The organism is Caballeronia sp. AZ7_KS35, assembly GCF_023631045.1.
GTDB classification, from domain to species: domain Bacteria; phylum Pseudomonadota; class Gammaproteobacteria; order Burkholderiales; family Burkholderiaceae; genus Caballeronia; species Caballeronia zhejiangensis.
Window position 1 is genome coordinate 95,998 of sequence record NZ_JALQDV010000027.1, and the last position, 26,423, is coordinate 122,420.

General features: G+C 63.6%; 23 protein-coding genes and 1 tRNA gene. 6 read left to right on the plus strand and 18 right to left on the minus strand.

The genetic code is table 11. The features are described 5' to 3' along the window. Nucleotides 1-16 precede the first annotated feature (16 nt). The 4 genes from dnaG to NCT05_RS16550 all read left to right on the plus strand — a co-directional run bounded on the left by dnaG (nucleotide 17) and on the right by NCT05_RS16550 (nucleotide 5,475). The gene (gene dnaG, locus NCT05_RS16535) at nucleotides 17-1,894 is read left to right on the plus strand and encodes a DNA primase (protein ID WP_008353957.1); all 1,878 of its coding nucleotides are present in this window, start codon (nucleotides 17-19) and stop codon (nucleotides 1,892-1,894) included. 409 nt (nucleotides 1,895-2,303) lie between these two features. Continuing rightward, nucleotides 2,304-4,361: an RNA polymerase sigma factor RpoD gene (gene rpoD, locus NCT05_RS16540; protein ID WP_075583507.1), complete on the plus strand. Its 2,058-nt coding sequence runs from the start codon at nucleotides 2,304-2,306 to the stop codon at nucleotides 4,359-4,361. A gap of 125 nt (nucleotides 4,362-4,486) precedes the next feature. Further along, a tRNA-Ile gene (locus NCT05_RS16545) sits at nucleotides 4,487-4,563 on the plus strand. A gap of 525 nt (nucleotides 4,564-5,088) precedes the next feature. Continuing rightward, complete coding sequence (locus NCT05_RS16550; RefSeq protein ID WP_250459099.1) at nucleotides 5,089-5,475, plus strand: zinc-ribbon domain-containing protein; 387 nt, start codon at nucleotides 5,089-5,091, stop codon at nucleotides 5,473-5,475. Nucleotides 5,476-5,488: 13 nt separating this feature from the next. On the opposite strand, the gene NCT05_RS16555 is transcribed toward NCT05_RS16550, so the two are convergent. The 4 genes from NCT05_RS16555 to NCT05_RS16570 form a co-directional block, all read right to left on the minus strand. Beyond that, nucleotides 5,489-6,619, minus strand: coding sequence for an amidohydrolase family protein (locus NCT05_RS16555; protein WP_250502735.1), 1,131 nt, complete (start codon nucleotides 6,617-6,619; stop codon nucleotides 5,489-5,491). Nucleotides 6,620-6,621: 2 nt separating this feature from the next. Then, nucleotides 6,622-7,929, minus strand: a complete 1,308-nt coding sequence (locus NCT05_RS16560) for an MFS transporter (RefSeq protein WP_250502736.1) — start codon at nucleotides 7,927-7,929, stop codon at nucleotides 6,622-6,624. Between the two features lie 80 nt (nucleotides 7,930-8,009). Continuing rightward, the gene (locus NCT05_RS16565; protein ID WP_175982495.1) at nucleotides 8,010-9,284 is read right to left on the minus strand and encodes a CaiB/BaiF CoA transferase family protein; all 1,275 of its coding nucleotides are present in this window, start codon (nucleotides 9,282-9,284) and stop codon (nucleotides 8,010-8,012) included. Continuing rightward, a complete protein-coding gene (locus tag NCT05_RS16570; protein ID WP_250440411.1) occupies nucleotides 9,281-10,264 on the minus strand; it encodes a hydroxymethylglutaryl-CoA lyase in 984 nt (327 codons plus the stop codon). Before NCT05_RS16570 ends, NCT05_RS16565 begins: the two co-directional genes overlap by 4 nt. 156 nt (nucleotides 10,265-10,420) lie before the next feature. Between NCT05_RS16570 and NCT05_RS16575 the strand changes: the two genes are divergently transcribed. Both NCT05_RS16575 and NCT05_RS16580 read left to right on the plus strand, forming a co-directional pair. Next, entirely contained in the window at nucleotides 10,421-11,215 is a 795-nt protein-coding gene (locus NCT05_RS16575) for an IclR family transcriptional regulator (RefSeq protein ID WP_250502737.1), read from the plus strand. Between the two features lie 391 nt (nucleotides 11,216-11,606). After that, nucleotides 11,607-12,452 carry a sugar phosphate isomerase/epimerase family protein gene (locus tag NCT05_RS16580; protein ID WP_008353948.1) on the plus strand — a complete coding sequence of 282 codons (846 nt, stop codon included), beginning with the start codon at nucleotides 11,607-11,609 and terminating at the stop codon, nucleotides 12,450-12,452. 3 nt (nucleotides 12,453-12,455) lie between these two features. Here the strand turns inward: NCT05_RS16580 and NCT05_RS16585 are convergent, their stop codons facing one another. From NCT05_RS16585 to NCT05_RS16650, 14 genes are all read right to left on the minus strand, one after another. Beyond that, on the minus strand, nucleotides 12,456-13,235 hold the full coding sequence (locus NCT05_RS16585; RefSeq protein WP_250502738.1) for an enoyl-CoA hydratase/isomerase family protein: 780 nt from the start codon (nucleotides 13,233-13,235) through the stop codon (nucleotides 12,456-12,458). Continuing rightward, nucleotides 13,228-14,823, minus strand: coding sequence for an acyl CoA:acetate/3-ketoacid CoA transferase (locus NCT05_RS16590; RefSeq protein WP_250502739.1), 1,596 nt, complete (start codon nucleotides 14,821-14,823; stop codon nucleotides 13,228-13,230). The genes NCT05_RS16585 and NCT05_RS16590 overlap by 8 nt, the downstream gene beginning before the upstream one ends. Before the next feature lie 4 nt (nucleotides 14,824-14,827). Next, a complete protein-coding gene (locus NCT05_RS16595; protein ID WP_008353943.1) occupies nucleotides 14,828-15,988 on the minus strand; it encodes an acyl-CoA dehydrogenase family protein in 1,161 nt (386 codons plus the stop codon). Nucleotides 15,989-16,008: 20 nt separating this feature from the next. After that, entirely contained in the window at nucleotides 16,009-17,532 is a 1,524-nt protein-coding gene (locus NCT05_RS16600) for an acyl CoA:acetate/3-ketoacid CoA transferase (RefSeq protein WP_250435504.1), read from the minus strand. Between the two features lies 1 nt (nucleotide 17,533). Next, nucleotides 17,534-17,998, minus strand: coding sequence for a MaoC family dehydratase (locus tag NCT05_RS16605; protein ID WP_175982492.1), 465 nt, complete (start codon nucleotides 17,996-17,998; stop codon nucleotides 17,534-17,536). A gap of 11 nt (nucleotides 17,999-18,009) precedes the next feature. Beyond that, on the minus strand, nucleotides 18,010-18,828 hold the full coding sequence (locus NCT05_RS16610) for an aldo/keto reductase (RefSeq protein WP_008353940.1): 819 nt from the start codon (nucleotides 18,826-18,828) through the stop codon (nucleotides 18,010-18,012). 12 nt (nucleotides 18,829-18,840) lie between these two features. Further along, entirely contained in the window at nucleotides 18,841-19,599 is a 759-nt protein-coding gene (locus NCT05_RS16615) for an enoyl-CoA hydratase/isomerase family protein (protein WP_250502740.1), read from the minus strand. Nucleotides 19,600-19,622: 23 nt separating this feature from the next. Then, the gene (locus tag NCT05_RS16620) at nucleotides 19,623-20,417 is read right to left on the minus strand and encodes a 3-ketoacyl-ACP reductase (protein ID WP_250459117.1); all 795 of its coding nucleotides are present in this window, start codon (nucleotides 20,415-20,417) and stop codon (nucleotides 19,623-19,625) included. Beyond that, on the minus strand, nucleotides 20,393-21,658 hold the full coding sequence (locus NCT05_RS16625; RefSeq protein ID WP_008353936.1) for a TRAP transporter large permease: 1,266 nt from the start codon (nucleotides 21,656-21,658) through the stop codon (nucleotides 20,393-20,395). Before NCT05_RS16625 ends, NCT05_RS16620 begins: the two co-directional genes overlap by 25 nt. Next, nucleotides 21,655-22,212: a TRAP transporter small permease gene (locus NCT05_RS16630; RefSeq protein ID WP_008353934.1), complete on the minus strand. Its 558-nt coding sequence runs from the start codon at nucleotides 22,210-22,212 to the stop codon at nucleotides 21,655-21,657. The genes NCT05_RS16625 and NCT05_RS16630 overlap by 4 nt, the downstream gene beginning before the upstream one ends. 18 nt (nucleotides 22,213-22,230) lie before the next feature. Next, nucleotides 22,231-23,217 carry a TRAP transporter substrate-binding protein gene (locus NCT05_RS16635; RefSeq protein ID WP_250502741.1) on the minus strand — a complete coding sequence of 329 codons (987 nt, stop codon included), beginning with the start codon at nucleotides 23,215-23,217 and terminating at the stop codon, nucleotides 22,231-22,233. A gap of 185 nt (nucleotides 23,218-23,402) precedes the next feature. Beyond that, nucleotides 23,403-24,431, minus strand: a complete 1,029-nt coding sequence (locus NCT05_RS16640) for a LacI family DNA-binding transcriptional regulator (RefSeq protein WP_008353929.1) — start codon at nucleotides 24,429-24,431, stop codon at nucleotides 23,403-23,405. Between the two features lie 64 nt (nucleotides 24,432-24,495). Continuing rightward, a complete protein-coding gene (locus tag NCT05_RS16645; RefSeq protein WP_250502742.1) occupies nucleotides 24,496-25,311 on the minus strand; it encodes a shikimate dehydrogenase family protein in 816 nt (271 codons plus the stop codon). Further along, entirely contained in the window at nucleotides 25,308-26,354 is a 1,047-nt protein-coding gene (locus tag NCT05_RS16650; protein ID WP_175983090.1) for a Gfo/Idh/MocA family protein, read from the minus strand. The genes NCT05_RS16645 and NCT05_RS16650 overlap by 4 nt, the downstream gene beginning before the upstream one ends. Nucleotides 26,355-26,423: the final 69 nt, after the last annotated feature.

Here is a 26,423-nt window from a genome sequence, read left to right on the forward strand (position 1 = left end):
CCGCAGCTTTCGATCGGTGATTCCGCACGCTTTCCTGCAGGATTTGCTCAACCGCGTCGACATCGTCGACGTGGTGGGCCGCTACGTCCAGTTAAAAAAGGGCGGCGCGAATTTCATGGGCCTTTGCCCATTTCACAACGAGAAAAGCCCGTCGTTCACGGTCAGCCCGACCAAGCAGTTCTATCACTGCTTCGGCTGCGGCGCGCACGGCACCGCGATCGGCTTTCTGATGGAGCACACCGGGCTCACGTTTCCCGAGGCCGTGAAAGACCTGGCGCAAGGCGCCGGCCTGACGGTTCCGCAGGAGCCTTCCAACTCGTTCCGCGGTGGCGGCGGCGACAGCGCACCGAGCAAGGCGGTCAGCGTCGCGTTGACGGACGTCATGCAGACGGCGTGCGATTTCTATCGCAAGCAGTTGCGCGGCGCGCCGAACGCCATCGAATATCTGAAAAAGCGCGGCTTGACCGGTGAGGTCGCCGCGCGCTTCGGGCTCGGCTACGCGCCGGATGGCTGGCAGAACCTCGAGGCGGCCTTTCCCGATTATCGGGATGAAAACCTGGTCGAGTCGGGTTTGGTGATCGTCAGCGAAAAAACGGATTCTCAAGGACAGGCGCGACGTTACGATCGTTTTCGCGAACGCGTGATGTTCCCGATCCGCAATGTGAAGGGCAACGTGATCGGCTTCGGCGGGCGCGTGCTCGATGGTGGCGAGCCTAAATATCTGAACTCGCCGGAGACGCCGCTGTTCAGCAAGGGCAGCGAGCTGTACGGCCTGTTCGAAGCGCGCTTGGCGATTCGTGAACTGGGTTACGTGCTCGTCGTCGAAGGGTATATGGACGTCGTCGCGCTCGCTCAACTGGGTTTTGCGAACGCCGTGGCGACGCTCGGCACGGCGTGTACGCCGATCCACGTGCAGAAGCTGTTTCGTCAGACGGATACCGTCGTCTTCAGTTTCGACGGCGATTCGGCCGGGCGGCGAGCCGCGCGTCGCGCGCTGGAAGCGGCGCTGCCGCACGCTGCGGACAACCGGACCATCAAGTTCCTCTTTCTGCCGAAGGAGCACGATCCGGACAGCTACGTGCGCGAGTTCGGCACGGACGGGTTCGGCGAGCAGGTCGATCGCGCGATGCCGCTGTCGCAGTTCCTACTGAACGAGGTACTGAACGACAAGGAGCTGGAGCAGCCCGAAGGCCGAGCGAAAGCGCTCTTCGACGCTAAACCGCTGCTGCAGGCGCTGCCCGCAAACGCGTTGCGGGTGCAGATCCTGCATATGCTCGCGGACCGGCTCGACACGCCGTTCACCGAAATCGCCGCGCTATGCGACATCGATTCGCGCGCTGCGGCCGTCGCGCGGGCAAACGTGCCGAAGAGCGAGCGGCGCCGCGTCACCGGACAGGAACAGCGCGCGCTGCGCAATCTGGTGATGTATCCGGGCATCGCGGTTTCGCTCGATCAGGACAGCGAGCGCACCCTCGTAACGATGACCGAGCACGGCGAATTGTTCAGCGAAGTGATCTCGCACGCGCGCGAACTCGGCGATGCCGCGCAGTTCCAGTTGCTGTCGGAGATCTTGAGAAATGCAGCAAACGCGCCCACATACGACGATATCTTTCAGGAAATTCTCGCCTATGATGAAAACGTTCGCGATTTGCTGATGCGCGATCCGTCCGATGAGGACGCGGCGCAGCGAGTCGAGGAACAAAAGCGTCTGCTGGCGGAAGAATTGCAAGCAACAGTGGTGAAGCTGAGGCACGACAGCTACCGGGCGCGGCTGGATCAACTGGCGCGGCAATCGAGTCTGTCGGCGGAAGAGGTCGCGGAGTTCTCGGAGTTGTCGGCGAGAGTGGCGCAGATCAAGGCTGGGCGGGGCGCCGGCGCGGATGGCGCAAGGTGAGAATGCTATAATAAAAAGTTCAAGTGAATTGCTTTTTGTCAACTGTTCAGGCGCTTTCGTCGTTTTTTCACGGTAGATGGGCGGCAGCGGTCGAGCAGTTGGCAAAGGGCATGTGAAGTTGTTTGCAGAGGGAAGCGAAGCAGGAAGGCGCTGGCTGAATGGACCGTAGGCGACGAAGGTGGCACACGCCGCATAAGTCACACGAAACGGGCCGATAAGCACGCCGGCGAACAGACGGGCGCAAGGGAAGCGGCTGCTATCGAGGGTAGGGCGAGGAGACGATTCACACTCGTCCGAACCGCGATGGCGCCCCGGGCAGGGCACGCAGGACGAAGCAGCGTGCGCGTATTGGGTATTCACGGTTCCATCGGCTGTTGTCCAGCAGCCGCGAGTCGAGACTAAAGCCGGTATGGCGAACTCCATGACGAAAAAGCTGAACGATGTATCCGTCGAAGACGACGCAATGCAAAACGCAGAGTCTGGCGCCGCTCCTGCGGCGAAGGTCGAAAAGGCGAAGGCCCGCGATCGCCGCGCGAAGGAAAAAGCGCTGCTGAAGGACGCGTTCTCGTCGAGCGCGCCCGGCACCGTCGAGGAATTGGAAGAGCGGCGCGGCAAGCTGCGCGCGCTCATCAAGCTCGGCAAGGAGCGCGGCTTCCTCACCTACGGCGAGATCAACGACCACCTTCCGGACAACTTCACGGAAACCGAGGCGATCGAAGGCATCATCAGCACGTTCAATGACATGGGCGTGGCGGTGTACGAGCAAGCGCCCGATGCCGAAACGCTGCTGCTGAACGACAACGCGCCGAACGCGTCGTCCGACGACGAAGTCGAGGAAGAGGCCGAAGTCGCGCTTTCCACGGTTGATTCCGAATTCGGCCGCACGACCGATCCGGTCCGGATGTACATGCGCGAGATGGGCACCGTCGAACTGTTGACGCGCGAAGGCGAAATCGAGATCGCGAAGCGCATCGAAGACGGCCTCAAGCACATGGTCATGGCGATCTCCGCGTGCCCGACGACCATCGCCGACATTCTCGCGATGGCCGAGCGCGTGCAGAACGAGGAAGTGCGCGTCGATGAACTCGTCGACGGCCTGATCGATCCGAACGCGCAGGACACCGATGGCTTCTCCGAGCAGGAAGCGGAAGCGATCGAATCGGAAGAAGAAGAGACCGCGGAAGAGGGCGAAGAGGAAGAGGAAGAAGAGGACGACGGCAGCGCGCAGGCAAGCGCGAACGCCGCTCAACTCGAAGCACTCAAGCTCCAGTCGCTCGAGAAGTTCGCGCTCATCAGCGAATGGTTCGACAAGATGCGCCGCGCCTACGAGAAGGAAGGCTATAAATCGAAGGCATATCTGAAGGCGCAGGAAGCCATTCAGACGGAACTCATGAACATTCGCTTCACCGCGCGTACCGTCGAGCGCCTGTGCGATACGCTGCGCGCGCAAGTGGACGAAGTGCGTCAGGTCGAGCGGCAGATCCTGCATACGGTTGTCGACAAGTGCGGCATGCCGCGCGCCGAGTTCATCACGCGATTCCCCGGCAACGAGACGGATCTCGAATGGTCCGACAAGGTCGTCGCCGAGGGTCACGAGTACAGCGCGGTGCTGGAGCGCAATATTCCGGCGATCCGCGAGCAGCAGCAGCGTCTGCTGGATTTGCAGGCGCGCGTCGTTCTGCCGTTGAAGGATCTGAAGGAAACCAACCGTCAGATGGCGGCGGGCGAGTTGAAGGCGCGTCAGGCGAAGCGCGAAATGACGGAGGCGAATCTGCGCCTCGTGATTTCCATCGCGAAGAAGTACACGAATCGTGGCCTGCAGTTCCTCGATCTGATCCAGGAAGGCAACATTGGCTTGATGAAGGCGGTGGACAAGTTCGAATATCGTCGCGGCTACAAGTTTTCGACGTACGCGACGTGGTGGATTCGTCAGGCGATCACGCGTTCGATCGCGGATCAGGCGCGCACCATTCGCATTCCGGTCCACATGATCGAAACGATCAACAAGATGAACCGTATTTCGCGGCAGATCTTGCAGGAGACCGGGCTCGAGCCGGATCCGGCGACGCTCGCCGAGAAGATGGAAATGCCCGAGGACAAGATCCGCAAGATCATGAAGATCGCGAAGGAGCCGATCTCCATGGAAACGCCGATCGGCGACGACGACGATTCGCATCTCGGCGATTTCATCGAGGATACGAACACGGTGGCGCCGTCCGATGCCGCGCTGCATGCATCGATGCGCGACGTCGTGAAGGACGTGCTCGATTCGCTGACGCCGCGCGAGGCGAAGGTGCTGCGCATGCGGTTCGGGATCGAGATGAGCACGGATCACACGCTGGAAGAGGTCGGCAAGCAGTTCGACGTGACGCGTGAGCGGATTCGCCAGATCGAGGCGAAGGCGCTGCGCAAGCTGCGGCATCCGAGCCGGTCGGACAAGTTGAAGTCGTTCCTCGAAGGCAACTGACGGGACTTGTTTTGAGAGGCGTTGTGAGGCAAACTCGCTACCCTTCGTAGTCGCCTCGCGCAATGTTCTGAAGTGACAGAAAGCGCCGTTTGCGGCGCTTTCTTTTTGCACGCTCTGCCTGCACAGGGCCGGAAGCTTAACTGGTATAAGCTGTCGACTCATAATCGACCGATAGTGGGTTCGAGCCCCACCCGGCCCACCAGCACTTGCTCAAAAGTATCAGGGGGTTAGCGGATTTGCGTCCCTGATAAGGCGCTTTCGGGGACACTCGGGGACAAAGTGGGTCACGTGACCCACTCGGGCTTTTTGACACTCGCGCATCTCACCGCCGCCGGTTCAAGAGACGTTCACGCTTGCCGATACGCTTGAGCATATTTGCGAGATCGCCGAGGAGCGCGGCGTGCTATGCCTGTCGAGCGAATGCAGAACGATATGCAGGTACTGGCAGCAAAACATAGCGGGCGCTGTGTTTCGAAGCACTATACCGATGCGCAAACGTCTCTGCTTTGGCAGTGCGAAGAAGGACATCGCTGGCGTGCCAAGCTCGGTAAGGTCAACAGAAGCCGGTGTCCGGTGTGTGCCCTCGATCGCAAGCGTCTGGGCATTGGAAACACGCACGAAATTTGCCGCAGGTTACGGCGGAAAGTGCCTGTCCGACGATTACACAAACAATAGTGTCCTATTGCGCTGGGAATGTGCAAAGGGGCATACGTGGCAGGCGAAGCCCGTGAAGATCATGATCGGCCATTGGTGCCGGACCTGTGCGGTCGAACGGACACGTCTAGGCGTTGAGAAGATGCACGACGCCGCTGCGATGCACGGTGGCAAGTGTTTGTCGGAGACCGACGTCAACACCATCACGCCGTTGGAATGGCAATGCATGGACGGGCATACCTGGAGTGCAAGGCCCGAGAGCATCATTCGGACCGGAAGCTGCTGTCCGGTGTGCCGAGCGGTGAAAATAGCGCAGGCCGGAAAAATCCGGCTTAAATTTGAAGAAGGTTTCGAAGGGCAAAGTCCCGATTCTGCTGTGAAGAGTCCGGATTGGTTCTCTGATGGCCCTGGTGGGTCAAACGCGGTGACGCTTGCGGGTCAGGGGCGATCTCGCCCCTGACAGCTCAGCCAACTCAGCCCAGGCAATACACCCTCGAAACCGTCCCCCGAAACAACGCCTGACGTTCCTCAGCACTTGCCTGTGAAGTCAATCGCTTGAACGCGTTCCAGCCGTTACTGAACGGGTAAGAACCCTTATCGACCGGAAAATTGCTTTCGAACATGCAGCGATCCGCGCCGAACGCTTCGATGCAGGTCAGCATCCACGGCTTCCAGGCTTCGGACAATTCAATCGATGAAGGTGGCCGCTCACCTTTTTCGAAGTCGAAACCGTTGATACGCATTCCGAGTCCGCCCACCTTCACATAAACGTTCGGCAACCGCGCAAGTTCGCGCATCGAACGCGACCATGCATCGAAGACCTCCTTGCGCTGATCCGCGTAGCTGGCGATTCTGACCACTCCCCCACAGTGATTGACGATGAACGGCGTGTCGGGATTTGCCTTCGCCAAATCGAACAATTCGGGAAGCTGAGGGAAAAACAGCCATGCGTCGTAGGAGAGGCCCAAGGCTTTCAACTGCGCGACGCCCGCACGATAACCGGAGTCGAGCAGAAGCCCGCGAGGAACTGCCGAAAGCGGGTTCACTAGCGTGGCGTCCGCATCCCAGGTTACGAGGTGCCGTACACCGCGCAAGCGGCCGTCGCCGGCCTCGAGTTCCGCTTCGAGTACGTTTCGCACGGCAGCGCCGCGACGGAGATCCGCGTATCCGACGATGCCCTTCGCTACCTGCGGCTTCTCTTCCTGCATCGGCGCGGTGACTTGAGCCACATACTCCACTTCGCCGATCGGCCGCATCGGTTCCGGACCCGTGGTGCGGTACCGCGTAAGCGCCTGCATGAAGACAGACGCGGTAATGTTGTGCCCGGACCGTGCATCCTCGAGATACTCGTCGAGCAAATACGTCCAACCCGGGCGCTCATAAAAGTGGTGATGCGCGTCGATGATCGGCATCTCCGGTTCGAGCGCCGCTTCCGTTCCGGATGCAAGCCACTCTGCCCGAACCGGCAGGTAATTGCTGGTCGTACTCATACTGCGCGTTTCCTCTTTGGCGAATGCGTGGCGCACGCTCAGCGCGGGCATCGCGATGGATGCGGCGACCGCGCCAAGCAGCCGGCGCCGGTGAATCGATTGAAGAGTTTGCATGGTCACTTTCCCTTGTTGAACGCGTAGAGGGAAAGCGTCAGCAACGTCGTGAACGCGAGTACGACGGCCAGACCGATCATGCCCGCGGTGAACGTGCCGAAACTATCCTTCAGATAGCCGACCAGATACGGACCGGCAAAGCCGCCCAGCGCGCCGATGGAGTTGATCAGCGCCAGTCCGCCGGCGGCCGCCTGACCCGACAGGAACCGGGCAGGCAGCGTGTAGAAAATCGTTCGGCCTGCGATGGTGCCGATCAACGCCAGCGTGATGCCCGTCAACGCAGGCACCAGTTGCTGAAAATATGTCGAGATGCCGAGCGCGACCGCGCCGATGAAAAGACCAGCCGCGAGGTTGGCGATATGGCCACCGCGGCGATCGACGCGCTTCGCCCACCACAAGAGCGCGACGGTCGCGAAGAAATACGGCACCGCCGATACCCAGCCCGTCTGCGTCACGCTCATGCCGTGCGCCTTGAGCATCTGCGGCAGCCATATGCCGATGCCGTAGGAGCCCATCGTGAAGCCGAAGGAAATCATCGCGAGGATGTACATCCGCACATCTTTGAGCGCTGCGCCGAAATCCTTTTTCTTCTGGCTCGCAGCGCCCTCGCGATCGAACGCGCTTTGCAGCGCCTGACGCTCCTCGGGCGAGAGCCACTTCGCATCGGCGGGTTTGTCCGCGAGCATCTTCAGGACGAAGAAGCCGAGAATGCACGCCGGCAGGCCTTCGACGATAAACATCCATTTCCATCCGGCAAGGCCGAGCAAGCCGTCCATCTTCAGCAGCCAGGTCGACAGCGGTCCGCCCACTAGCGACGAAAGCGGCGTCGAGACCGTGAACCATGCGAGCACCCGAGTGCGATAACTGGCCGGAAACCACACTGCGAGGAAGAAGATCACGCCAGGGAAGAATCCGGCCTCGCCGATTCCCAGCAGAAGACGAATCACGTAGAAGCTCGTCGGTCCAACCGCGAGCGCCGTCGCGGCGGCGAAGAAGCCCCACGTCATCATGATGCGCGCGAGCCATCGCCGGGCGCCGAAGCGATACAGCGCCAGGTTGCTCGGCACTTCGCACAGGCAATAACCCGCGAACATGATGCCCGCGCCCCAGCCGAACTGCGTCGCGGTCAAGCCGAGGTCGCGGTTCATCGTCAGCGCGGCGAACCCGACGCTGGTGCGATCGAGATAGTTGAAGAAATAGGCGAGCGCAAGCAAGGGGATGAAACGCCACGCGGCCTTTCTGACGGCCTGCTGTTCGAGCGTCGTATCGACCGCGCTCTCGGCCGTCATGTTCGATGAAATGGATGTCATGCTTCGTCTCCGGACGGAACACCCAACGCGCGGGCTCATGCCGGCCTACGCGAAGCGGCGTTCCTTTTATGCTGTTGTGCTCAGGCGCTCGCCAGTTCGTTGGCGGAGGGACTGGAAGGATCGTGGGAAAAGGCCGCCTGGCACTTCACGATGCCGGCGTCCGCCAACTGCCTCAGGTCTTCCGATGAGTAACCCAGCTCCAGAAGCAGCGCCTGCGTGTCCTGACCCAGCGAAGGTGGACCTGCGCGAAGCCGCAGACGCTCGCCGCCAAGGGTCAAAGGCAGCAATGCGGTCTTCGTCTGTACTGCTTTGCCCGCGCCGCTTGCGTCGGATGGCAGGGTGACATCGGCAAGTCCGTCCGTTGCGAGCAGATGCGGATCGTCGAAAAGATCCTGCGGCTTCGTGATCGGCGCGTACGGCAGCCCGCAGCGCTCGAAGATGGCGCCGATCTCGGCAGCAGTGAACGCTTCCATGTGGGCGCGAAGCCGCGGCATCAGCCATTCGCGGGCTTGCACGCGCTGATTGTTGCTGGCGATACGCGCGTCGGCCTTCAGATCGTCGAGGCCGAAGGCATCGCAGAAGAGCGCCCATTGCGTATCGGAGACGACCGCCAGGAAGATCTGATCGCCGTTCTTCACCGAAAAGACGTCATAGACTGCCCAGGCCGAAATGCGGCTTGGCATCGGCGCGGCGGTTTGTCCCGTCACGGCGTATTGCATCATGTGCTGCGCCACGAGAAACACGTTGTTCTCGAACAGGGCGCTCTGCACCTCTTGTCCGCGGCCGGTCCGCTCGCGTTGTGCCAGCGCCGCCATTGCGCCGATCGCGCCGAACATGCCGCCCATGATGTCGTTGACGCTCGTGCCTGCCCGCAAGGGTCTGCCTTCGGGACCGGTCATGTACGCGAGACCGCCCATCATCTGCACGACTTCGTCGAGCGCGGTGCGATGGTCGTAGGGACCGGGCAGGAAGCCCTTGTGCGACACATAGATCAGACGAGGATTGAGTCTGGACAAGGCCGAATAGCCGAGGCCGAGCTTGTCCACGGTGCCGCTCTTGAAGTTCTCGCTGAAGACATCGGCGTTCGCAAGCAGCTTGTGCACGATCTCCACACCGCGCGGGTCTTTCAGATCGACGGCGATGCTTTTCTTGTTGCGGTTGAACGTGCTGAAGAAGCCTGCTCCCGAGCCTCGCAGATTGCGGGTGCTGTCGCCGGTGATCGGCTCGACCTTGATCACTTCCGCGCCGAGGTCCGCCAGCACCATGCCGCACGTCGGCCCCATCACCATGTGCGTCATCTCTACGACGCGCACGCCGCTGTACGGCAAGGACTGATCCGATTGCACTTCGCTCATTGCGCCGCTCCCAACAAACAGCCTTCCGGCTGGGGCGCACTCGGCGCGCGCCCGTCTGCGTACGAGAAACCTTTCGGCAATCCCGCGTCCTGTACGTGTCCGTAGAGCGCTTCGCCCGGAAGCGCCTGTGCGAGGATCGAGCGCGCGGCAATGAGCTTGTCGATGTCTATGCCCGTGTCGTAGCCCATCGCCTCGAGCAGAAACGCGAGGTCTTCGGTAACGATGTTCCCCGTCGCGCCCGGCGCGTAGGGACAGCCGCCGAGGCCCGCCTGACTCGAATCGATCGTGGTGACGCCGGCATCGAGTGCCGCCACGACATTCGCCAGGCCTTGACCGCGCGTGTTGTGGAAATGAGCGCCGCCCGCCTTCGCGCCGACTTCCGATTGCAGCCGGCGAAACAGGCGGCGAACCTGAACGGGGTTGGCATAACCGCTCGTATCGGACAGGCCGATTTCGTCGACACCGCATTCGGCCATCGCGAGGCACATGCGCATCGTCTGGTCGTCGGTCACGGTGCCCGCGATCGTGCAGCCGAATGCGACCGATACACCCGCTTCGATTTCTGTTCCGGGGAACTGCTCATCGCGCAGCGCGACAATGCTGCGCACCTCATCGATCAACTGCGCGGTCGTTTTGCGGACATTAGCCAACGCGTGTTCATCGGTGACGGACACCGGCAACGTGACTTTATGGACGCCGGCTTCGAACGCGCTTTGCGAGCCGCGCAGGTTCGGCGCCAGTACAGCGACACGAAGGTCCGGAATGGATAACGCGTGAGCGACGACTTCGCGGATATCGGCCATTTGGGGCAGAAGTTTCGGCGGAACGAACGATCCCACTTCGATCTCCTTGAGTCCCGCTGCCGCCAGCGCGGATATCCATTCGAGTTTCGCGGACGTCGGCATGACGCTTCGGATGCTCTGCAAGCCGTCGCGCGGGCCGACTTCGCTGATCAGTATTCGGCGATGTGAGGCGCTCATTTCGCTCCTTGGTTCTGTCAGATAGACCTGTGTTTTGTTAGAGAGAACTTTAGGCGAAGATGTCTATCACTGAAAGCGGGGTTAACCCCGGATTTCAGAACTAGAGTTCTACCGGATAGAACTGTATAGTCGTGGAATTTGATTCGGGAGCGGTGCATGACCAAGGAAGACCAGCCGTCCGATACGAACGAGGCGTCGAGCGGCGTCGCCGTTCTTGACCGGGCGTTCGCCATACTCAATGCCTTCGGGCCGACCGACGACCGGCTGACCCTGACCGAGCTTTCACGCCGGACCGAGCTTTATAAGAGTACGGTTTTGAGACTGCTCGGCGCTTTGGAGCATGGCGGATTCATCCGGAAGTTGAGCGACGGGCAATACGCAATCGGTCATCAGCCGTTGCGGCTTGCGACGCTCTATCAGCGGTCGTTTCAGGTGGGGCCTGTGATCGAACCGTTGCTTCAGCAGTTGAGCCGGGACTTGGGCGAAACGGCCAGTTTCTACGTACGCCAGGGCGATCAACGTCTCGTGTTGTATCGCGTCGAACCTAGCCGCAGCGTTCGGGTATCGATTCGCGTCGGAGAGGAGTTCGCGATCGATAAGGGCGCCTCCGGCAAAGTCCTGCTCGCGTTCTCGGAGACACAGGATCCGCGCTGGCAAGAGATCCGCGAACGGCTATGGGCCACCTCGTTTGGCGAGAGGGATCCGGAAACGGCATCGGCCTCGGTGCCCGTGTTCGATTCGACCGGCGAGTTGCAGGGCGCGTTGACGCTTTCAGGACCAAAGGGCCGTTTCGATGCTCCGGCGGTTATCGATGCAGCATTGGCGATGTTGCTCGATAGCGCGCGGCGAGCGACCGTCGCACTGGGCGGAAACGGATCGAGATATGACGCGAGCATCGCGAGCTTCGTGAAAGCGCCGCCAGCCGCCGATGAAAGCGAGCGCTCTGCCTGAAGGACGGCAGTCACATGCTTTCACGCACACGCCGCACGGATGAAGTCGGGAATCTCGACGGCTTTCAGCTTTCCATCGGCTTGTTTGACACACAGCGCGCGCGTCGCGCGAAATTCGCAGATCAGCGTTTCACCGCGCACGATCCGATGCCGCTGAACGTAACGCGGCCGCATAGCACTTGCTAGATCGATCTACTTGCCTTAGAGTCTTTTGACCAGGCCGAGCGTGCCCTGACCGCCCCGCCCAGGTCGATGCACGAACAATCTGCTCGCCGATAACGCGACCCCGACGCGGCCGCCGCGCTCGGCCTCGCGGGCAAACGTGGCCCGCGTGATCCGCACGATGGCTGCGTCGACGGCGGCCCGATGATCCAACGTTTCTGAGGTGAACCATGCGTGAACTTAACGGGCGCGGCGATCTCTGCTGCATCAACACGGGCACGCTCGGCTATCGCGAGCCGATCGAAGTCACGGCCGGACGCATCGCCGAACAGGGCTTCGGCTGGATCACGCCGTGGCGTCAGGAAATCGACGAGAACAATCCGCAAGCAGCCGCCAGTGCGATCCGCGCGGCCGGCCTGAAGGTCGGCGCGTATTGCCGCACGGCGTATTTCGCGGCCAACGACGCCGCGGGCCGTCGCGCCGCGATCGACTCCAACCGCCGCGCACTGGAAACGGCAGCCGTGCTGGGCGCGCCGATGCTCGTCGCCGTCGTCGGCGGATTGCCGCCCGGTTCGCGCGATATCGACGATGCACGCGAGCAGATTCTCGACGGTCTCGCCGCCTTGCAGCCGACGATGAACGAAACAGGCGTGCGCGTCGCGCTCGAGCCCTTGCATCCGGTGTACGCGGCCGATCGCAGCCTGCTCAATACGCTCGACCAGGCGCTGGACTGGTGCGACCGGCTCGACCCGTCGCGCGAGGGAGGCTTCGGCGTGGCCATCGACGCTTACCATGTCTGGTGGGATCCGGCGCTGATGCCCGCCATCGCGCGCGCGGGCGACCGCATCCTCGCGCTGCACGTATGCGACTGGCTGGTCGAAACCCGCGATCCGTTGCAGGACCGCGGAATGATGGGCGATGGCGTCATCGATCTCAAGCGGCTGCGCGCGGCGGTGGAAGCCGCCGGTTACGACGGTCCCGTCGAAGTGGAGATTTTTTCCCGGCTCGACTGGTGGGCGCGCCCGGCCGACGAGACGTTGCGGATCTGCCGCGAGCGCCTGTTCGAGTGCTGTTGAGCATCAACGTCCGACGTAAATCGGCGGCCGCTTCTCGCTAAAACTGCGGATGCCCTCCGCGGCATCCTCGGTGCTCGCGGCGAGCGCGCCCGCCATCGCTTCGAGAGTCGAGCAGGTTTCCTCGCCGCTGGCGGCGTTGAGCAACTGTTTGGTCAGTTGCAGCGCCACCGGCGCGCGCGCCGTCATGTCCAGCGCCAGTCGATGCGCACGTTCCAGCACGCGGTCCTGCGGCACGACCTCGTGCACAAGGCCGCACGCCCGCGCGTCCGCGGCCGTCACGCGCGCGCCGCTCAAGGCGAGGTATTTTGCGTGGCTCGCGCCGGTCAGACGCACGAGCCGCTGCGTGCCCGACCAGCCGGGGCAAGTGGCAATCGATGCCTCCGGCAGCGCGAAACGGGCCTCTTCGGCCGCGATACGCACGTCGGCCGTGATCGCCAGTTCCAGCCCGCCGCCGAAGGCATGACCGTTGATCGCCGCGATCACGGGCTGACGCAGCCGCGCCCATTGGTCGAAGACCTGATGACCTCGCCGCACCCAGTGGCGCCACATGTCCAGCGGCCTGAGCGCGGCCCATTCGTTGATGTCCGCGCCGACGCAGAACGCCTTCACGCCGCCGCCCGCGAGGATGACGACGCGCGTCTCATCGTCGGCTTCGATCGCGCGGGCCGCATCTTCGAGTTGATCCAGCATGGCGGGCGTCAGCGCATTGAGCTTGTCCGGCCGGTTCAGCGTGACGATGGCGACAGCCGCATCGCGAACGATGGAAACGAAGCGATCAGTCATGGCGTCCTTCGCGAGGTTTGAGCCGGAGTCCGAAGGGCGCATCGGTGAAAAGCGCTGCATCCATCTGACGCAGATCCGAGGCGACCTTTAGCGCAACCTCGGCCTGATCCAGAATGTCGCGCTGCAAATCCACGCCGGGAGCGATCTCGCGCACGGTCAGCCCGTCATCGAGAAGATCGATGACGCAGCGTTCGGTCACGTAGGTCACGCGCTGCCCGCGCTCGCGCCCCACGCGGCCGCTGAACGTGATCTGCTCGGCCGTCCGGACGAACTTGCGCGTGCGGCCTTCCTTGACGATCGCGAGCCTGCCGCCGCCGACTTCCAGCTGCGCGCCCGCGGTGAAAAAGCCCGAGAACACGATGCGGCGCGCATGAGCGGTGATATCGACGAAACCGCCGCAGCCCGCCGTCAGATACGGTTTCGACGCGAGCCGGGAGACATTCACGCTGCCATCGGCGTCGACTTGCAGAAAGGACAGCAGTGCGATGTCGAAGCCGCCGCCCTGAAAATACGTGAACTGATTCGGCGACGCGACGATCGCGTCCGCGTTCGATGCGCAACCGAAAGCGAACCCGAGCAAAGGCATGCCGCCGACCGCGCCCTGTTCGATCGCCCACGTCACTTCGCCGTGCAAGCCTTCCTCGAGCAGGATGCGCGGGACATTGGCCGAAATGCCGAAGCCCAGATTGGCCGCGTACCCATGCGCGAGCTCCATCGCGGCGCGGCGGGCGATGACCTTCTCCGGTCCCCACGGCGTCGGCTCGAAGGAATCCATCGGAAGCGTGATTTCGCCGCTGATCGCGGGATCGTAGGGCGTCTGCGTGGTCTGCCACTGGTCCGGATCGACCACGACGTAATCGACCAGATTGCAGGGCACCCGCACGTCGTGCGGCCGCAGCGTGCCGGATTTCACCACGCGCTTGACCTGCGCGATCACGATGCCGCCGTTGTTGCGCGCGGCCAGCGCCTGATCGATGCCGCCCAGCAGCGCGCCTTCGTGTTCGTAGCCGAGATTGCCCGCTTCGTCGGCCGTGGTCGCGCGGATGATCGCCACGCGCGGCGCGATCGCCGGGAAGTAGAGCCAGTCATCGCCATCGAAGGACACCTTGCGCACGACCGGACGCGCGGCGGCGGCGGCGTTCATCGCGCAGCCCTGTAAATCGGGATCGACGAACGTGCCCATTCCGACCTTGGTCAGCACGCCGGGACGCTTCGCGGCGGCGTCGCGGTGCATGTCGAACAGGATGCCGCTCGGAATGTTGTAGGCCTCGATTTCGTTGTCGGCGATCATGCGCCAGATGTTCGGCATCGGCAGCGACGACGGGCCGCTCGGATACGAGCCCGCGAGCGTGCGCGCGAGCAGCCCGGGCCGGGCGAGATGATCGATGCCCTTGACGCCGTACATGTCGCCCGCGGCGATCGGGTTCAGCGTCGTGAGGTCGCGCGGCTGTCCCTCGCGCTCGAAGCGCTCGCCGATGGCCGCGAGAATCTTGTCGGGGCAGCCGAGCGCGCTGGACGAGCTGATGCTGACGACATCGCCGGTTCGCACGAGCCTGGCCGCCGCGTCCGCGGTAATGAGCTTTCTCATGTTTTTATCGATGAAGGTCGAACAGCGCTGCGCCGCGCTTCATCGCGTTGCGGGCGATGATGCCGCGATGAATCTCCGAGGTGCCGTCGAAGATGCGATAGACGCGCGCATCGCGGTAATAGCGTTCGATGGCCAGCTCCTTGCAGAAGCCCATGCCGCCGAAGACCTGCACCGCGCGATCGACGACGCGCCCAAGCGTCTCGGAAGCCTGCACCTTGACCATTGAAATCCAGTCGCGCGCGTCCTGTCCCGCGTCCATCATGCTCGCGGTGTTGAGCAGCATCAGCCGCGCCGCGTTGATCTCCATCACGCTGTCCGCGATGAGTTGCTGGATCATTTGAAAATCGCCGATGCGCGTGCCGAACTGCCGCCGTTCGCCGGCGTACTCGATCATCATTTCGAGCACGTGCGTCGCCTTGCCGATGCCGCGCGCGCCGATCAACGCGAGGCGCACGCGGCCGAGCATGTTCATCGCGAGTTTGAAGCCTTCGCCCTGTCGTCCGATGAGGGCCATCGGCTCTAGCGGGACGTCGTCGAAGAAGAGTTCGTGGTGCGGCGTGCCGCGAAGACCCATCATCCGTTGATCGCGGCCGACAGTGAAACCCGGAAGATTCTTGTCGACCGCGAAGAGCGAGATTTCCTTCTCGCCGGTGCGGGCCGAGACGAGAAAGAAATCGCTCCATTGCGCATCGCTGATGAAGTGCTTGCTGCCGTTCAGCGCCCAGCCGAACGACGTCTTGCGCGCCGTGGTTTCGATGCCCTGGGCGTCCGAACCCGCGCCCGTTTCGGTGATCGCGAGGCCGCAGGTTCGCGCGCCGGCAATCGCCGGTTTCAGCCAGCGGTCGATCTGTTCGCCTTCGCAGGCGAGCAGCGCGTCGTAGACGTTGCCGAACGCGCGCCGCACGAGTATGTCGGAGCTGTGGCCGAACTGCTCCTCGCATAGCATCGAATCGACCGTGTTCAGTCCGCCGCCGCCGAGTTCGGCGGGCATGTTCACCGCATAAAGACCCAGCGCACGCGCCCGCGCCTGCAAGTCGCGGGCGATCTCGGGCGCGAGCGCGCCTTCCTCTTCCACTTGCTGTTCGAGCGGCTGCAACTCGGACCGGACGAAGCGGCGCGCGGTCTCGATCATCATTTTCTGCGTGTCGCTCAGCGTGAAGTCCATCGATCTCTCCGATTCGAGTTTTAGTCAGCACTGGTCGCGGCGACACGCAGCGACGGATGCAACGAGACTTCGAAGGGCATACGTTCGAGCACGTCGCGAACGAGGTCGACGCCCGGCGCGATTTCGATCAGCCGCAAGCCTTCGGGCGCGAGTTCGAAGACGGCACGCTCGGTGACGTAAAGCACTTGTTGGCCGTCCGCGCGGGCGCGCTTGCCGCTGAACGTGATGTGACGCACTTGCTCGACCAGCTTCGGGACCGCGCCGTGACGCCGGATGCGCACTTGCCCGTCTTCCAGCTCGACTTCAAGCCCCTTCGCCTCGAACGTGCCGCAAAAGACGACCTTGCGCGTGCGCTGCGTGATGTCGACGAAGCCGCCCGGCCCGACGATGTTCTCCCCCAGCCACGAGACGTTGACGTTGCCTTGCGCGTCGAGTTCGCCCATGCCGAGGAACGCGATATCGATGCCGCCGCCGCTGAACAGGTCGAACTGATCGGTGGACTTGAGGATCGCGCTCGCATGGCGCGTGGCGCCGAACAGATCGCCGCCCAGCAGTTCGCCGTTGTGCGATCCCTGCTCGATCACGGTCCAGCTGATGTCCACGCCTTCCGCATGCGCCACCGCGGGAATGCCATCGGGCAAACCGTAACCGAAGTTGACGCACGCGCCGGGTTCCAGCTCCTTCGCGGCGCGTTTCGCGATGATGTAGCGGATGCCCTCGGGCAGCGGCGGCGGCATGCGCGTGTCGGGCGCGGGCGCTTCGCCGCTGATGGCCGGATCGTAGTGCCCGCTGGTCGTCTGCTTCTGATCCGCGTACACGCAGATATCGTCGACGAGAACGCCCGGCACGGTGACCGCGCGCGCCGGCGTGATCGGCGTGGCGCATACGTCGCGCACCTGCGCGAACACGCGGCCGCCGCGGTTGTGCGCGGCGAGCGCGGCGGCGAAAGCGTCGATATCGGCCGGCTCTTCGCGCGATGTCAGATTGCCCTGCATGTCCGCCGTGGTGCCGCGCACGATCGCGAAGTCGATTTCGAAGGGCTTGTACCAGAGCAGTTCCTTGCCGCCCAGCGTGACGACTTCGACGAGATCGTCCCGCGCGCGCAGGTTGACGCGCCCGCCGCCGTGGCGCGGATCGGCGAAGGTATCGAGGCCGATGTGCGTGACGAGCCCGTGGCGGCCCGCGCCGGCTTCGCGGATCAGCGTCTGGATCACGCCGGCGGGCAGGGTGTAGGCCTCGATGCGTTCCTCGCGCGCGAGCTTCTGCATCGGCTTGGACCAGGTCCAGTGGCCGCCGATCACGCGCTTCACCATGCCTTCGTGCGCGAAGCGGCTGATGCCGCTCTTGACGCCGTCGCCGATGCCGAGGCCGTGGATCAGCGTGAGATCGCGCGGATGGCCCGTCGCGAGAAAGCGGCGCTCGATGGCTTCCGTGATGTGATCGGGTTCGACGAGTCCGCCGCCCGAGCCGCTCAATACGACGACCGCGCCGTCGAAGATCGCCGCCGCCATGAAATCCGCATCGGTCAGGTGTGCACGCTTCATTTCATCGGTTCTCGTTGTCCGTCCGTGCGCCCGCGCGGACCATCAGCACGTTGATTCCGTCCTGGATCAGCACGCCGTCCTGGTTGTGCACTTCGACCTGCAAACGCACGATGCCGCGATCGGAGCGGCGCGTCGGACGCTTGTCCAGCACGCGGATGCGCCCCTGGACGCGGTCGCCGATCAGCACCGGCTTGTGAAAGCGATACGTCCACTCGAGCGTCGCGACGGCGGCAAAGCGCGTCGCCGCGCGGTTCTTGAGGCCGTCGAGCATGGCGAGGCACAGCAGACCGTGCGCGACGCGGCCGGGAAAGCCGACATCGCGGGCGAATTCGTCGTCCATGTGGACATCGAAGAAATCGCCCGAGATGCCCGCGAACTGCACGACATGGCTTTCGGTGACCACGATGCCCGACGTCGTGAAGCCGAGGCCGGGCTCGATCTCGTCGAAGAGCAGGGGATGGCTCATGCGGTTCCTTATCAGTCGAACTCGGGCGCATACGGCACCCGTTCGCGATTGACGATGCGGTAATTGGTGTCGTTCAGCGCGTCGATGCGATGCATGTCGATGCTCGACAGCGTGAAGTCCATCACGTCGAAGTTGGCCTCGATGTTCCTGCGCTGCGTCGACATCGTGTTGATCGGGACGCCTTTCTGGAGAATCCAGCGCAGCGCCACCTGCGCACCCGACTTGCCGTAGCGCGCACCGATTTCCTCGAAAAGCGGATAGTTGAAGATTTCGCCGCGCGCGACCGAGCAGTACGACGAAAGCGGAATGCCGGTCTCGATGGCGGTATCCATCAGCACACGCTGGTTCAAGAGCGGATGGAACTCGACCTGATTGGTGACGAGCGGCAGCGCGGTCGCGGCTTTCGCGGCGCGCATCATCGCGGCGTTGAAGTTGCTGACGCCGATATGACGCGTCAGGCCCGCGCGCGCCGCTTCTTCGAGGCGCCGCACGGAAGGCGCGACGTTGCCGTCCGCGGGCGGCCAGTGCAGCAGCAGGACGTCGGCCTGCTCGATCTTCAGCTTCTCGAGGCTTTCGCGCAGCGACGGCATGAAACGTTCGTCGGAATCGTTGGCGGGCGCGATCTTGGTCGTGATGCACAACTCGTCGCGCGGGATGCCGATCGCCCGCAGCGACGAGCCGACGCCGAGTTCGTTGTCGTAGAGCTGCGCGGTATCGATCGCGCGATAGCCGGTTTCGATCGCGTCCGTCAGCGCGTCGCGCAGTTGCTGTCCGTTGAGCGGCCAGGTGCCGAAAGATCGTTGATGCGTGCGTTGGAAAAGTATGTTCATGGCGTCGTGACATCAGAAGACGGCGGCCGTCTTCGCGAAAAAGGCGCGGATGCCGAGCTCCGCGTCGGGACTGGAGCGGACCGCGAGCGCGGCCGATGTATAGGCTGCGTGCGGATCGTCGTGGTCATCGACGATCAGCGCCTTGGCGAGCGCGGCGGCGCGCGGCGATACGCGGCACAGGCGCGCGGTCCATTCCTGCAACTGCGCTTCGACTTCCTGCGGCGCGCAGACCGCATTGACGATGCCCCACTGCAGCGCGGTCGATGCATCGATCTCCTGCGACAGCAGCACCGCTTCGAGCGCGCGCCCGCGGCCCGCGATGCGCTGCAAGCGGTCGCCGCCCTCCCAGCCGGGAATGGCGCCGATGGAAACTTCCGGAAAGCGCAGGCGCGCGCCGGTGCCAGCGAGCCGCAGATCGCAGCACAGCGCGAGTTCCAGGCCGCCGCCGAAGCACAGTCCTTCGATGACGGCCACGGTCGGGCAGCGCAGCCGCTCGAAGCGCCGGAACACCGCGTTGCCTTCGCCGACCCATTGCGTCGCGAATGTCTCCGGACTCAGCGCCGACCATTCGCGGATGTCGGCGCCGGACGAAAACACGCCGCCCGGCGTGCCGCGCAGCACGACGGCGCGAATGCCGTCGTCCCGATTGATTTGCGCGATCTGCTCGTCGAGCGCGGCCAGCATCGCGAAGTCGAGCGCGTTGGCCTTGCCCGGATTGCTGAGTTCCAGCACGAGCACGGCATCTTCGCGACGCGAGAGAATGTGTCCCATCGATGGTTCCTCGGTCGTCATGGTCACAGGCGCGGAACGGAGAGCGCGCCGTCGACGTTGAGCACGCTGCCCGTCGCGAACGCCATCTGTCCGCAGACGAGCGCCGCGACGGCCGACGCGACGTCCTGCGGCGCGCCCCAGCGCTTCATCGGGACGATGCCGCCGGCGATGCGTTCGTCGTAGCGCGCGGCGACGCCTTCCGTCATCGGCGTGCGGATGATGCCGGGGCGCACTTCGAATACGCCGATTGCGAGCGGCGCGAGGCGCAGCGCGAACAGCTTGGTGAGCATGCCCAGCCCGGCCTTCGACATGCAGTATTCGCCGCGCTCCGTCGACGCGAGTTCGGCGCTGACCGACGACACCGAGACGATGCTGCGCGAATCTTCGCTGCCGATCGCGGCCATGTGGCGCGCCACGGCCTGCGTGAGAAAGAACGTGCCGCGCATGTTGATATCGACGACGCGGTCATAGGACTGCTCGTCTACCTCCAGCAGATCGCCGCGCTGCCCGGCCGAGACGCCCGCGTTGTTGACGAGACAGGTGATCGGCCCGCAGTCCGAAACGATGCGCTCGACGAGCGCGCGATGGGCGGCGCTATCGGCGAGATCGTGCCGGTAAAAGCGTGCGCGCGCGCCGTGCGCTTCGACGGCGGCCATCGTTTTGTTCGCGTTGTCGTCATCGATGTCGATCAGCGCGAGATCGAACCCGCGCGTCGCCAGCTCGATCGCGATGCTCGCGCCGATGCCGCGGCGCGCGCCGGTGACGAGCGCGAGCGGCGGGGCGCGGCGCGGCGTCAGTACAGGAGATGAGGTAGCCATTCGGAGAACGCCGGCACGAAAGCCAGCAGCAGGATGGTCACGAACATGATGGCCATGAATGGCAGCATGGGCCGCACAAGATTCACCATTCGGATGTTGGCGACGCCGGTGACGATGAAGCAGGCCGTGCCGATCGGCGGCGTCACGAGCGAGATGCCGACGATGGCGATGGCGAGAATCGCGAAATGGATGTCGCTGAAGCCGGCGTCCTGCGCGATCGGCAGGAATAGCGGAATCAGCAGGATGAGCGCGGGAATGCCGTCGAGCAACGCGCCCAGCAGCCAAAACACGACCACGATGAACACCGTGAAGACGAACTTGTTGCCGGTCAGTTGCGTAGCGAATTCGGCGACCTGCTCGCCGACCGAGTTGTACGCCAGCATGTATCCGAGAATCTGCGCGACGCCGACGAGCGACAGCACGATTGCGCTGGTGCGGCCCGCCTTGATCAGAATGCCGAGCCATGCGCGGTTCGGAATGGATCGCTGCACGAGCGTGATGATCGTCACGTAGGCCACCGCCGCCGCAGCGGACTCGGTCGCCGTGAAGAAGCCCATGAAGATCCCGCCCAGGATGATGATCGGCGCACCGAGCGCGGGGATCGCGAGCATGAACGCGCGGCCGAGCTCGCGCACGCTGAAGTGGACCGGCGCGACGGGCGGCTCGGAGCGCGCGCGATACATGATGATGAGCATCTTCGTGATGCCGACCAGCAGGGCAGGCAGCGTCGCCGCGAGAAAGAGCTTCGTGACCGACATGTTCGCGACCGTCGCCAGCACGATGATCGTGATCGACGGCGGAATCAGAATGCCCGTGCCGGCCGCCGCCGCGATAATCGCGGACGACCATTCCTTGCGATAGCCGGCTTTTTCCATCGACGGCAGCATCGCCGAACTGATCGCGGCGGCATCCGCGTTGACGGAGCCGCTCAAGCCGGAGAAGACCATCGTCGAGGCGACGGCGGAAACGCCGAGCCCGCCGGGCACGCGGCCCACCAGCAGATTCATGAAGTTGACGAGGCGCCCGGCCGAGCCCGAGTGAAAGAGAATTTCTCCGGCGAGGATGAACAGCGGCACGGCGAGCAGCGTGAACGAATCGACGCCGTGATACATCGCCTGCGCGATGTTGGTCAGCGGCAGGCCTTGCATCAGGCCGTCGATGGTGCCGACCGCGCCCAGCGAAGCGATGATCGGCGCGCCGGCGACGACGAATAGCGCGAGCAGTCCGACGGTCAGAATCATTGCGTCCTCGTCTCGGTATGGCCGTGGCCGTGTTGCGCGCTTTCGAGGTTAGCGTGGGCGGCCAGGTCCCATGCGTGCGCCGCGAGATGCAGCAGACCCAGCGCGCTGCCGGCGGGAATCGCGGCGAACGATATCCATTGCGGGATGCCGCTCGGCGTCATCTGGTTGAGCCCGAGCTGCATGAACTGCCAGCCGCCCCAAGTGAGCGCCACGAGCAGGAAGCCCATCAACAGCATCTGCGCGAATGACGCCAGCGCGAGCCATCGGCCGCTCAGCTTGTCTTCGAAGAGTTCGAAAGCGACGTGCACCTTGTCGCGCACCCCGACCGCGATGCCGATGAAGGTCATCCAGATCATCAACGTGACGCTGACCTCGATGTTCCACGAGAGCGAGACGTGGAAGACGAAGCGGGACAGGATGCCCGCAAGAACGACGCAGAAGATCGCGAAAACCAGGACCGCTATCAGCAGGTCTTCGACGCTCGCGAGCACGCGCAACGCCGCAACCTTGTTGATGCTGTCCCGTGGCTCGCGCGAACGCGGATCGGGTTTCATGTCGGGAACCTCCGGCGGTTATCCGAGGGCGGGCAGGTAGGTGCCCAGTTCGGCGAAGTTGGCGCGGTACTTCGTATAGATCGGCTTGACCGCTGCCTGGAACGCGGGAAGATTCGCGTCGTTGAACGCCACGCCCGCCTTCTTCGCTTCGGCCAGATACTTCGCATCGGAAGCCAGCCACAGATCGCGTTCGTGCTGCTGAGCCTGCGCGGCGGCTTCCTTCACGGCGTCCTGTTTCTTGGGGTCGAGCGAGTCGAACCAGTTCTTGCTGGCGAGCATCGGATCGATCGAGAAGAAGTGATTCGTGTACGAGTAGTGCTTCGCCACCTCGCTGTGATGCTGCTGAACGAAGAACGTCACCGAGTTCTCCGCACCATCGACGACGCCCTGCTGCAACGCGGAATAGATTTGCGTCGTGTCGAGCGGCGTCGCCTGTGCGCCGAGCTGGTTGAACGTCGCGATCATGATCTGATTGCCTTGCGTACGGATCTTCAGGCCCTTCAGATCGCCCGGTTCGTTGATCGGACGCGTGCGGTTGTAGACGCTGCGCAAGCCCGAGTCGAACCAGCCCAGCAGCACGAAGCCGAGATTGTCGAGGATGCCCGCATAGGCCTTGCCGAGCGCACCGTCCTGAGCCGCGAAGAGCGACTTCCGGTCCGGAAACGCGAAGGGCATCGCGAAGAGTCCGAGACGCTTGTCGTAGCCTTCCAGGTCCGCCACGTTGGTCACCGTGACTTCGAGCGTGCCGTTGCGCAGTTGCTCGTTCATGCGCGTGTGGGAGCCGAGCACGCCGTCCGGAAATACGCGCGCGTCGAAGCCGGTCGTTTCCTTCAGACGCTTGGCCATCAGATTCTCGGTGATGACCTCGGGATTGTGGCGGTCGACGACATCGCCGATGCGGATCGTCGGGGTGTCGGCGCTCGCCAGGCGCGGCAGGCAACCCGCGGCCGCCGACGCAGCCGTGAGCATCAAAATCTTGCGGCGAGAAAGCAGATAGTCATGCATGTCTCGGACTCCTATGGGTCTGATGTCCATATTGCATTGCGACGAAAAAGGCGCGAAGAGACGCTGCCGATGCGACTGCGAAAATCTGTTAGATCGATCTACTACAGGGTAAAAGCTGCGCGGATACGGTGCAAGGAGATTTTTATAAGGGAAACCCGAACGGAGCACGTCCGGGTATGAGGCGCTTATTTGCGCGCGCCGCAGGTTCCGCGGATGACGAGAACCGGCTCCGAGACGATGCGCGTGGGCGTGCGCGAAGGCTCCGTCATGCGCTTGAGCAGCAGATCGGCGGCGGCGCGGCCGATGTCGTCCTGCAAGACCTGGACCGTGGTCAGCGGCGGCTCCCAGAGTTCGGCTTCCGGCACGTCGTCGAAGCCTACGACGCCGAAGTCTGCGCCAGGCTCGATGCCGTGGGCGCGCAGTCCGAGCATCACGCCGAACGCGACGATGTCGTTGCCGCATACGACGGCCGTCGGCGGATTCTTCAGCGCAAGCAGTTCGGTGATGATGCGCTTTCCGTCGTGACGCGTCAGCGGCGACGGCACGAGCAGCCGTTCGTCGAGTTTGATCTTCGCGTCGCGCAGCGCGTCGCGATAGCCCTCGGCGCGGTCGCTGCCGGTCGACGCGCGCATCACGCCGCCGATCATCGCGATGCGTTTGTGCCCGAGCGAAATCAGATGCGAGGTCGCGAGCGCCATGCCGCGACGATTGTCCACGCCGACGTAATCGGCCTTGAGGCCCGGCACGTAACGCGAAGCGAAGACGCACGGAATGCCCCACGCGAGCACCTGACGCATCTGCGCGGCCGTCGTCGATTCGGTCGGACAGACGATGAGACCGTCGATATTGTGCTGCCGCACGGTATCGAGAAAGCGGCCTTGGCGTTCGAGCGATTCGTCGGTGTTGCCGAGCAGCGTGATGAACCCTTGCGTGCTCAGGCTCGCCTCGATGGAGCGGACGAGCATCGTGAAATACGGATTGGCGAGGTCGTTGACGACGACGCCGACGGTGTTCGTCTGATTGCTGCGCATGCCCGCCGCATGGCGGTTGTAGACGTAGCCTTTGCGCTTGAACGCTTCCAGCACGCGCTCGCGCGTGGCTTCGGAGATGCGCGGGCTGTTGCGCAGCACGAGCGAGACCGTGGCGCGGGACAGGCCGAGATCGTTTGCAATATCCAGCAGCGTGACGGGAGAACCTGGTTTGCCTCGGGTCATTGGAACGGTCGATGAGTCGTATGCCCGGAGTGTATCCGAATCGGCCGCGAGATCCGTCTTCCGGTCAGCCATGCGCGATGCCGAAGAACTCGGCGACGATCTCCGCCTGATTCTCCAGCAGACCACGCCCGAGATGGATGCGGTGGCCGCGTTCTTCGGCCTGACAGAGCAGTTGTGTGCGTTCAGGCTTCATGATGATGTCCGCCACCAGCACGCGGCGGTCGAGCCGGGCGATGTCGAACGGCAACGGATCTCCGGCCGCCATGCCGCACGGCGTCGCGTTGACGACCATATCGACATCCGCGGGACTGGCGCTTCCGACCGAGACGTTCACATCGGGATAAGCGTGCGCAAGCTCCGCGATCAGCGCGTCCTGCTTCGCGCGATCTACATCGATCAATTGCAGCGCTTTCACGCCCGCGCTGGACAGCGCATGCGCGAGCGCTTTTCCGGCTCCGCCCGCGCCCGCCTGAAACACCGACATGCCGCGCGGCTCGTGGCCCTGTTTTCGCAGTCCGCGCGTGAAGCCTTCGCCGTCGTACATCTCGCCGACCCATTCGCCCGATTCGACGCGGCGCATGCAATTGATCGCGCCCACTTTCCGCGCAATCGGCAGGAGCCGGTCGACGAGGCCGGTCATCGATATCTTGTGCGGCACCGTGACGACGATGCCATCGAGATTGCCGATCGTCTTCAGTCCGGCGATGGCGGTCGCGAGCGACGCGGCGGGAATCTGCATCGGCACGAGCACCGCGTTCACGCCCATGCGCTGGAATATCTCGTTGAAGACGAGCGGCGAGCGCGCTTGCGCAATCGGATCGCCCACGATGGCGAAGAGGCGCGTGTCTCCGGAAACAGCGGCGTTCAGTGCGAAAGTCATGATGACGAGTCCGGGTTGACGATCATGAGTCGATGCTCATCCGACGAGGCGATCAGCGCGTCGATCAGCAGATGCGCATTCAAGGCGCTGCGCAATGACGCGACCGGCTCGATTCCGTGCGTGGCGGCGTCGATGAAATTGGCGATCACGGCCTGATGGGCGTGATGAGAGAAGGCCATCGGGTTCGCGCCTGAACCGAGCGAAGCGGTTTCGCCTTCGTCGAGCGTGGTGCCGTCCATGTACTGCACGACGAGCCTGCCGCCGCCGAGCGTCGCGCTGCCGTTGCTCCCGCTCAATTCGATGCGTTCGGGAAAGCCGGGAAAGATGGCCGTGCTGGCGTGCAGCGACGCGACGCAGCCGCTTCGGTATCGCATGACGCCCGCGACGGTGTCCTCGCATTCCATGCGGTGCGCGCGGCTCGTGATCGCGTAGGCGAACACTTCGTCGGGAAGGCCGACCAGCCACAAGAAAAGATCGAGCGTATGGATGGCCTGCGTCATCAGCACGCCGCCGCCGTCGCGCTCGCGCGTGCCGCGTCCGGGTTCGTCGTAATAGGACTGCGGACGCCACCACGGAACGGCGATGCTCGCGCTGTGGATGTCGCCGAGCGCGCCCGCGTCGAGCAATTGACGGAGCTTGCGCGCTGCGTCGCGCGTGCGATGTTGCAGCACCGCAGCCGCGACGATGCCGCGTTGCTCGCATAGCGCGACCAGCTCGCGCGCGCGGGACGTGGTGACGTCGATGGGCTTCTCGACCAGCAGATGTTTGCCCGCTGCCGCGATCATCGCGCCGAGTTCGAGATGCGTGTTCGGCGGCGTCAGCAGCAGCACGCCGTCGACGTTGTCATCGGCGAGCGCGGTGTCGAGATCGAGCGTGACGCGCGCATGCGGCAATTGTCGGGCGAAAGCGCTTGCGCGTTCCCGCGACCTCGCAACGACATACCGAACGGTCGCGCGGTCCTGCAAGGCCAGCAGACTCGCCAGATGCGGCGCGGATGCCATGCCCGCGCCGACGACTGCGAGCTTGAAACCGGTCTCGTTCATGTCTATTGTCTCCGTTGAAAGACAATAAGGTAGATCGATCTAATTGTCCAGCCGCCGATGACATCGATG

What these genes read in the sequence shown, in the direction of transcription:
- rpoD (WP_075583507.1), top strand. Translation starts at nt 2,304, where the DNA reads ATGGCGAACTCCATGACGAAAAAGCTGAACGATGTATCCGTCGAAGAC.
- NCT05_RS16570 (WP_250440411.1), bottom strand. Translation starts at nt 10,264, where the DNA reads ATGAGCGCCTCACATCGCCGAATACTGATCAGCGAAGTCGGCCCGCGC.
- NCT05_RS16595 (WP_008353943.1), bottom strand. Translation starts at nt 15,988, where the DNA reads ATGGACTTCACGCTGAGCGACACGCAGAAAATGATGATCGAGACCGCG.
- NCT05_RS16610 (WP_008353940.1), bottom strand. Translation starts at nt 18,828, where the DNA reads ATGAACATACTTTTCCAACGCACGCATCAACGATCTTTCGGCACCTGG.
- NCT05_RS16650 (WP_175983090.1), bottom strand. Translation starts at nt 26,354, where the DNA reads ATGAACGAGACCGGTTTCAAGCTCGCAGTCGTCGGCGCGGGCATGGCA.
- NCT05_RS16620 (WP_250459117.1), bottom strand. Translation starts at nt 20,417, where the DNA reads ATGGCTACCTCATCTCCTGTACTGACGCCGCGCCGCGCCCCGCCGCTC.
- NCT05_RS16555 (WP_250502735.1), bottom strand. Translation starts at nt 6,619, where the DNA reads ATGCAAACTCTTCAATCGATTCACCGGCGCCGGCTGCTTGGCGCGGTC.
- NCT05_RS16600 (WP_250435504.1), bottom strand. Translation starts at nt 17,532, where the DNA reads ATGAAGCGTGCACACCTGACCGATGCGGATTTCATGGCGGCGGCGATC.
- NCT05_RS16560 (WP_250502736.1), bottom strand. Translation starts at nt 7,929, where the DNA reads ATGACATCCATTTCATCGAACATGACGGCCGAGAGCGCGGTCGATACG.
- NCT05_RS16565 (WP_175982495.1), bottom strand. Translation starts at nt 9,284, where the DNA reads ATGAGCGAAGTGCAATCGGATCAGTCCTTGCCGTACAGCGGCGTGCGC.
- NCT05_RS16625 (WP_008353936.1), bottom strand. Translation starts at nt 21,658, where the DNA reads ATGATTCTGACCGTCGGACTGCTCGCGCTATTCGTCGTCGCCGGCGCG.
- NCT05_RS16580 (WP_008353948.1), top strand. Translation starts at nt 11,607, where the DNA reads ATGCGTGAACTTAACGGGCGCGGCGATCTCTGCTGCATCAACACGGGC.
- NCT05_RS16585 (WP_250502738.1), bottom strand. Translation starts at nt 13,235, where the DNA reads ATGACTGATCGCTTCGTTTCCATCGTTCGCGATGCGGCTGTCGCCATC.
- NCT05_RS16575 (WP_250502737.1), top strand. Translation starts at nt 10,421, where the DNA reads ATGACCAAGGAAGACCAGCCGTCCGATACGAACGAGGCGTCGAGCGGC.
- NCT05_RS16640 (WP_008353929.1), bottom strand. Translation starts at nt 24,431, where the DNA reads ATGACCCGAGGCAAACCAGGTTCTCCCGTCACGCTGCTGGATATTGCA.
- NCT05_RS16605 (WP_175982492.1), bottom strand. Translation starts at nt 17,998, where the DNA reads ATGAGCCATCCCCTGCTCTTCGACGAGATCGAGCCCGGCCTCGGCTTC.
- NCT05_RS16590 (WP_250502739.1), bottom strand. Translation starts at nt 14,823, where the DNA reads ATGAGAAAGCTCATTACCGCGGACGCGGCGGCCAGGCTCGTGCGAACC.
- NCT05_RS16645 (WP_250502742.1), bottom strand. Translation starts at nt 25,311, where the DNA reads ATGACTTTCGCACTGAACGCCGCTGTTTCCGGAGACACGCGCCTCTTC.
- NCT05_RS16615 (WP_250502740.1), bottom strand. Translation starts at nt 19,599, where the DNA reads ATGGGACACATTCTCTCGCGTCGCGAAGATGCCGTGCTCGTGCTGGAA.
- NCT05_RS16635 (WP_250502741.1), bottom strand. Translation starts at nt 23,217, where the DNA reads ATGCATGACTATCTGCTTTCTCGCCGCAAGATTTTGATGCTCACGGCT.
- NCT05_RS16630 (WP_008353934.1), bottom strand. Translation starts at nt 22,212, where the DNA reads ATGAAACCCGATCCGCGTTCGCGCGAGCCACGGGACAGCATCAACAAG.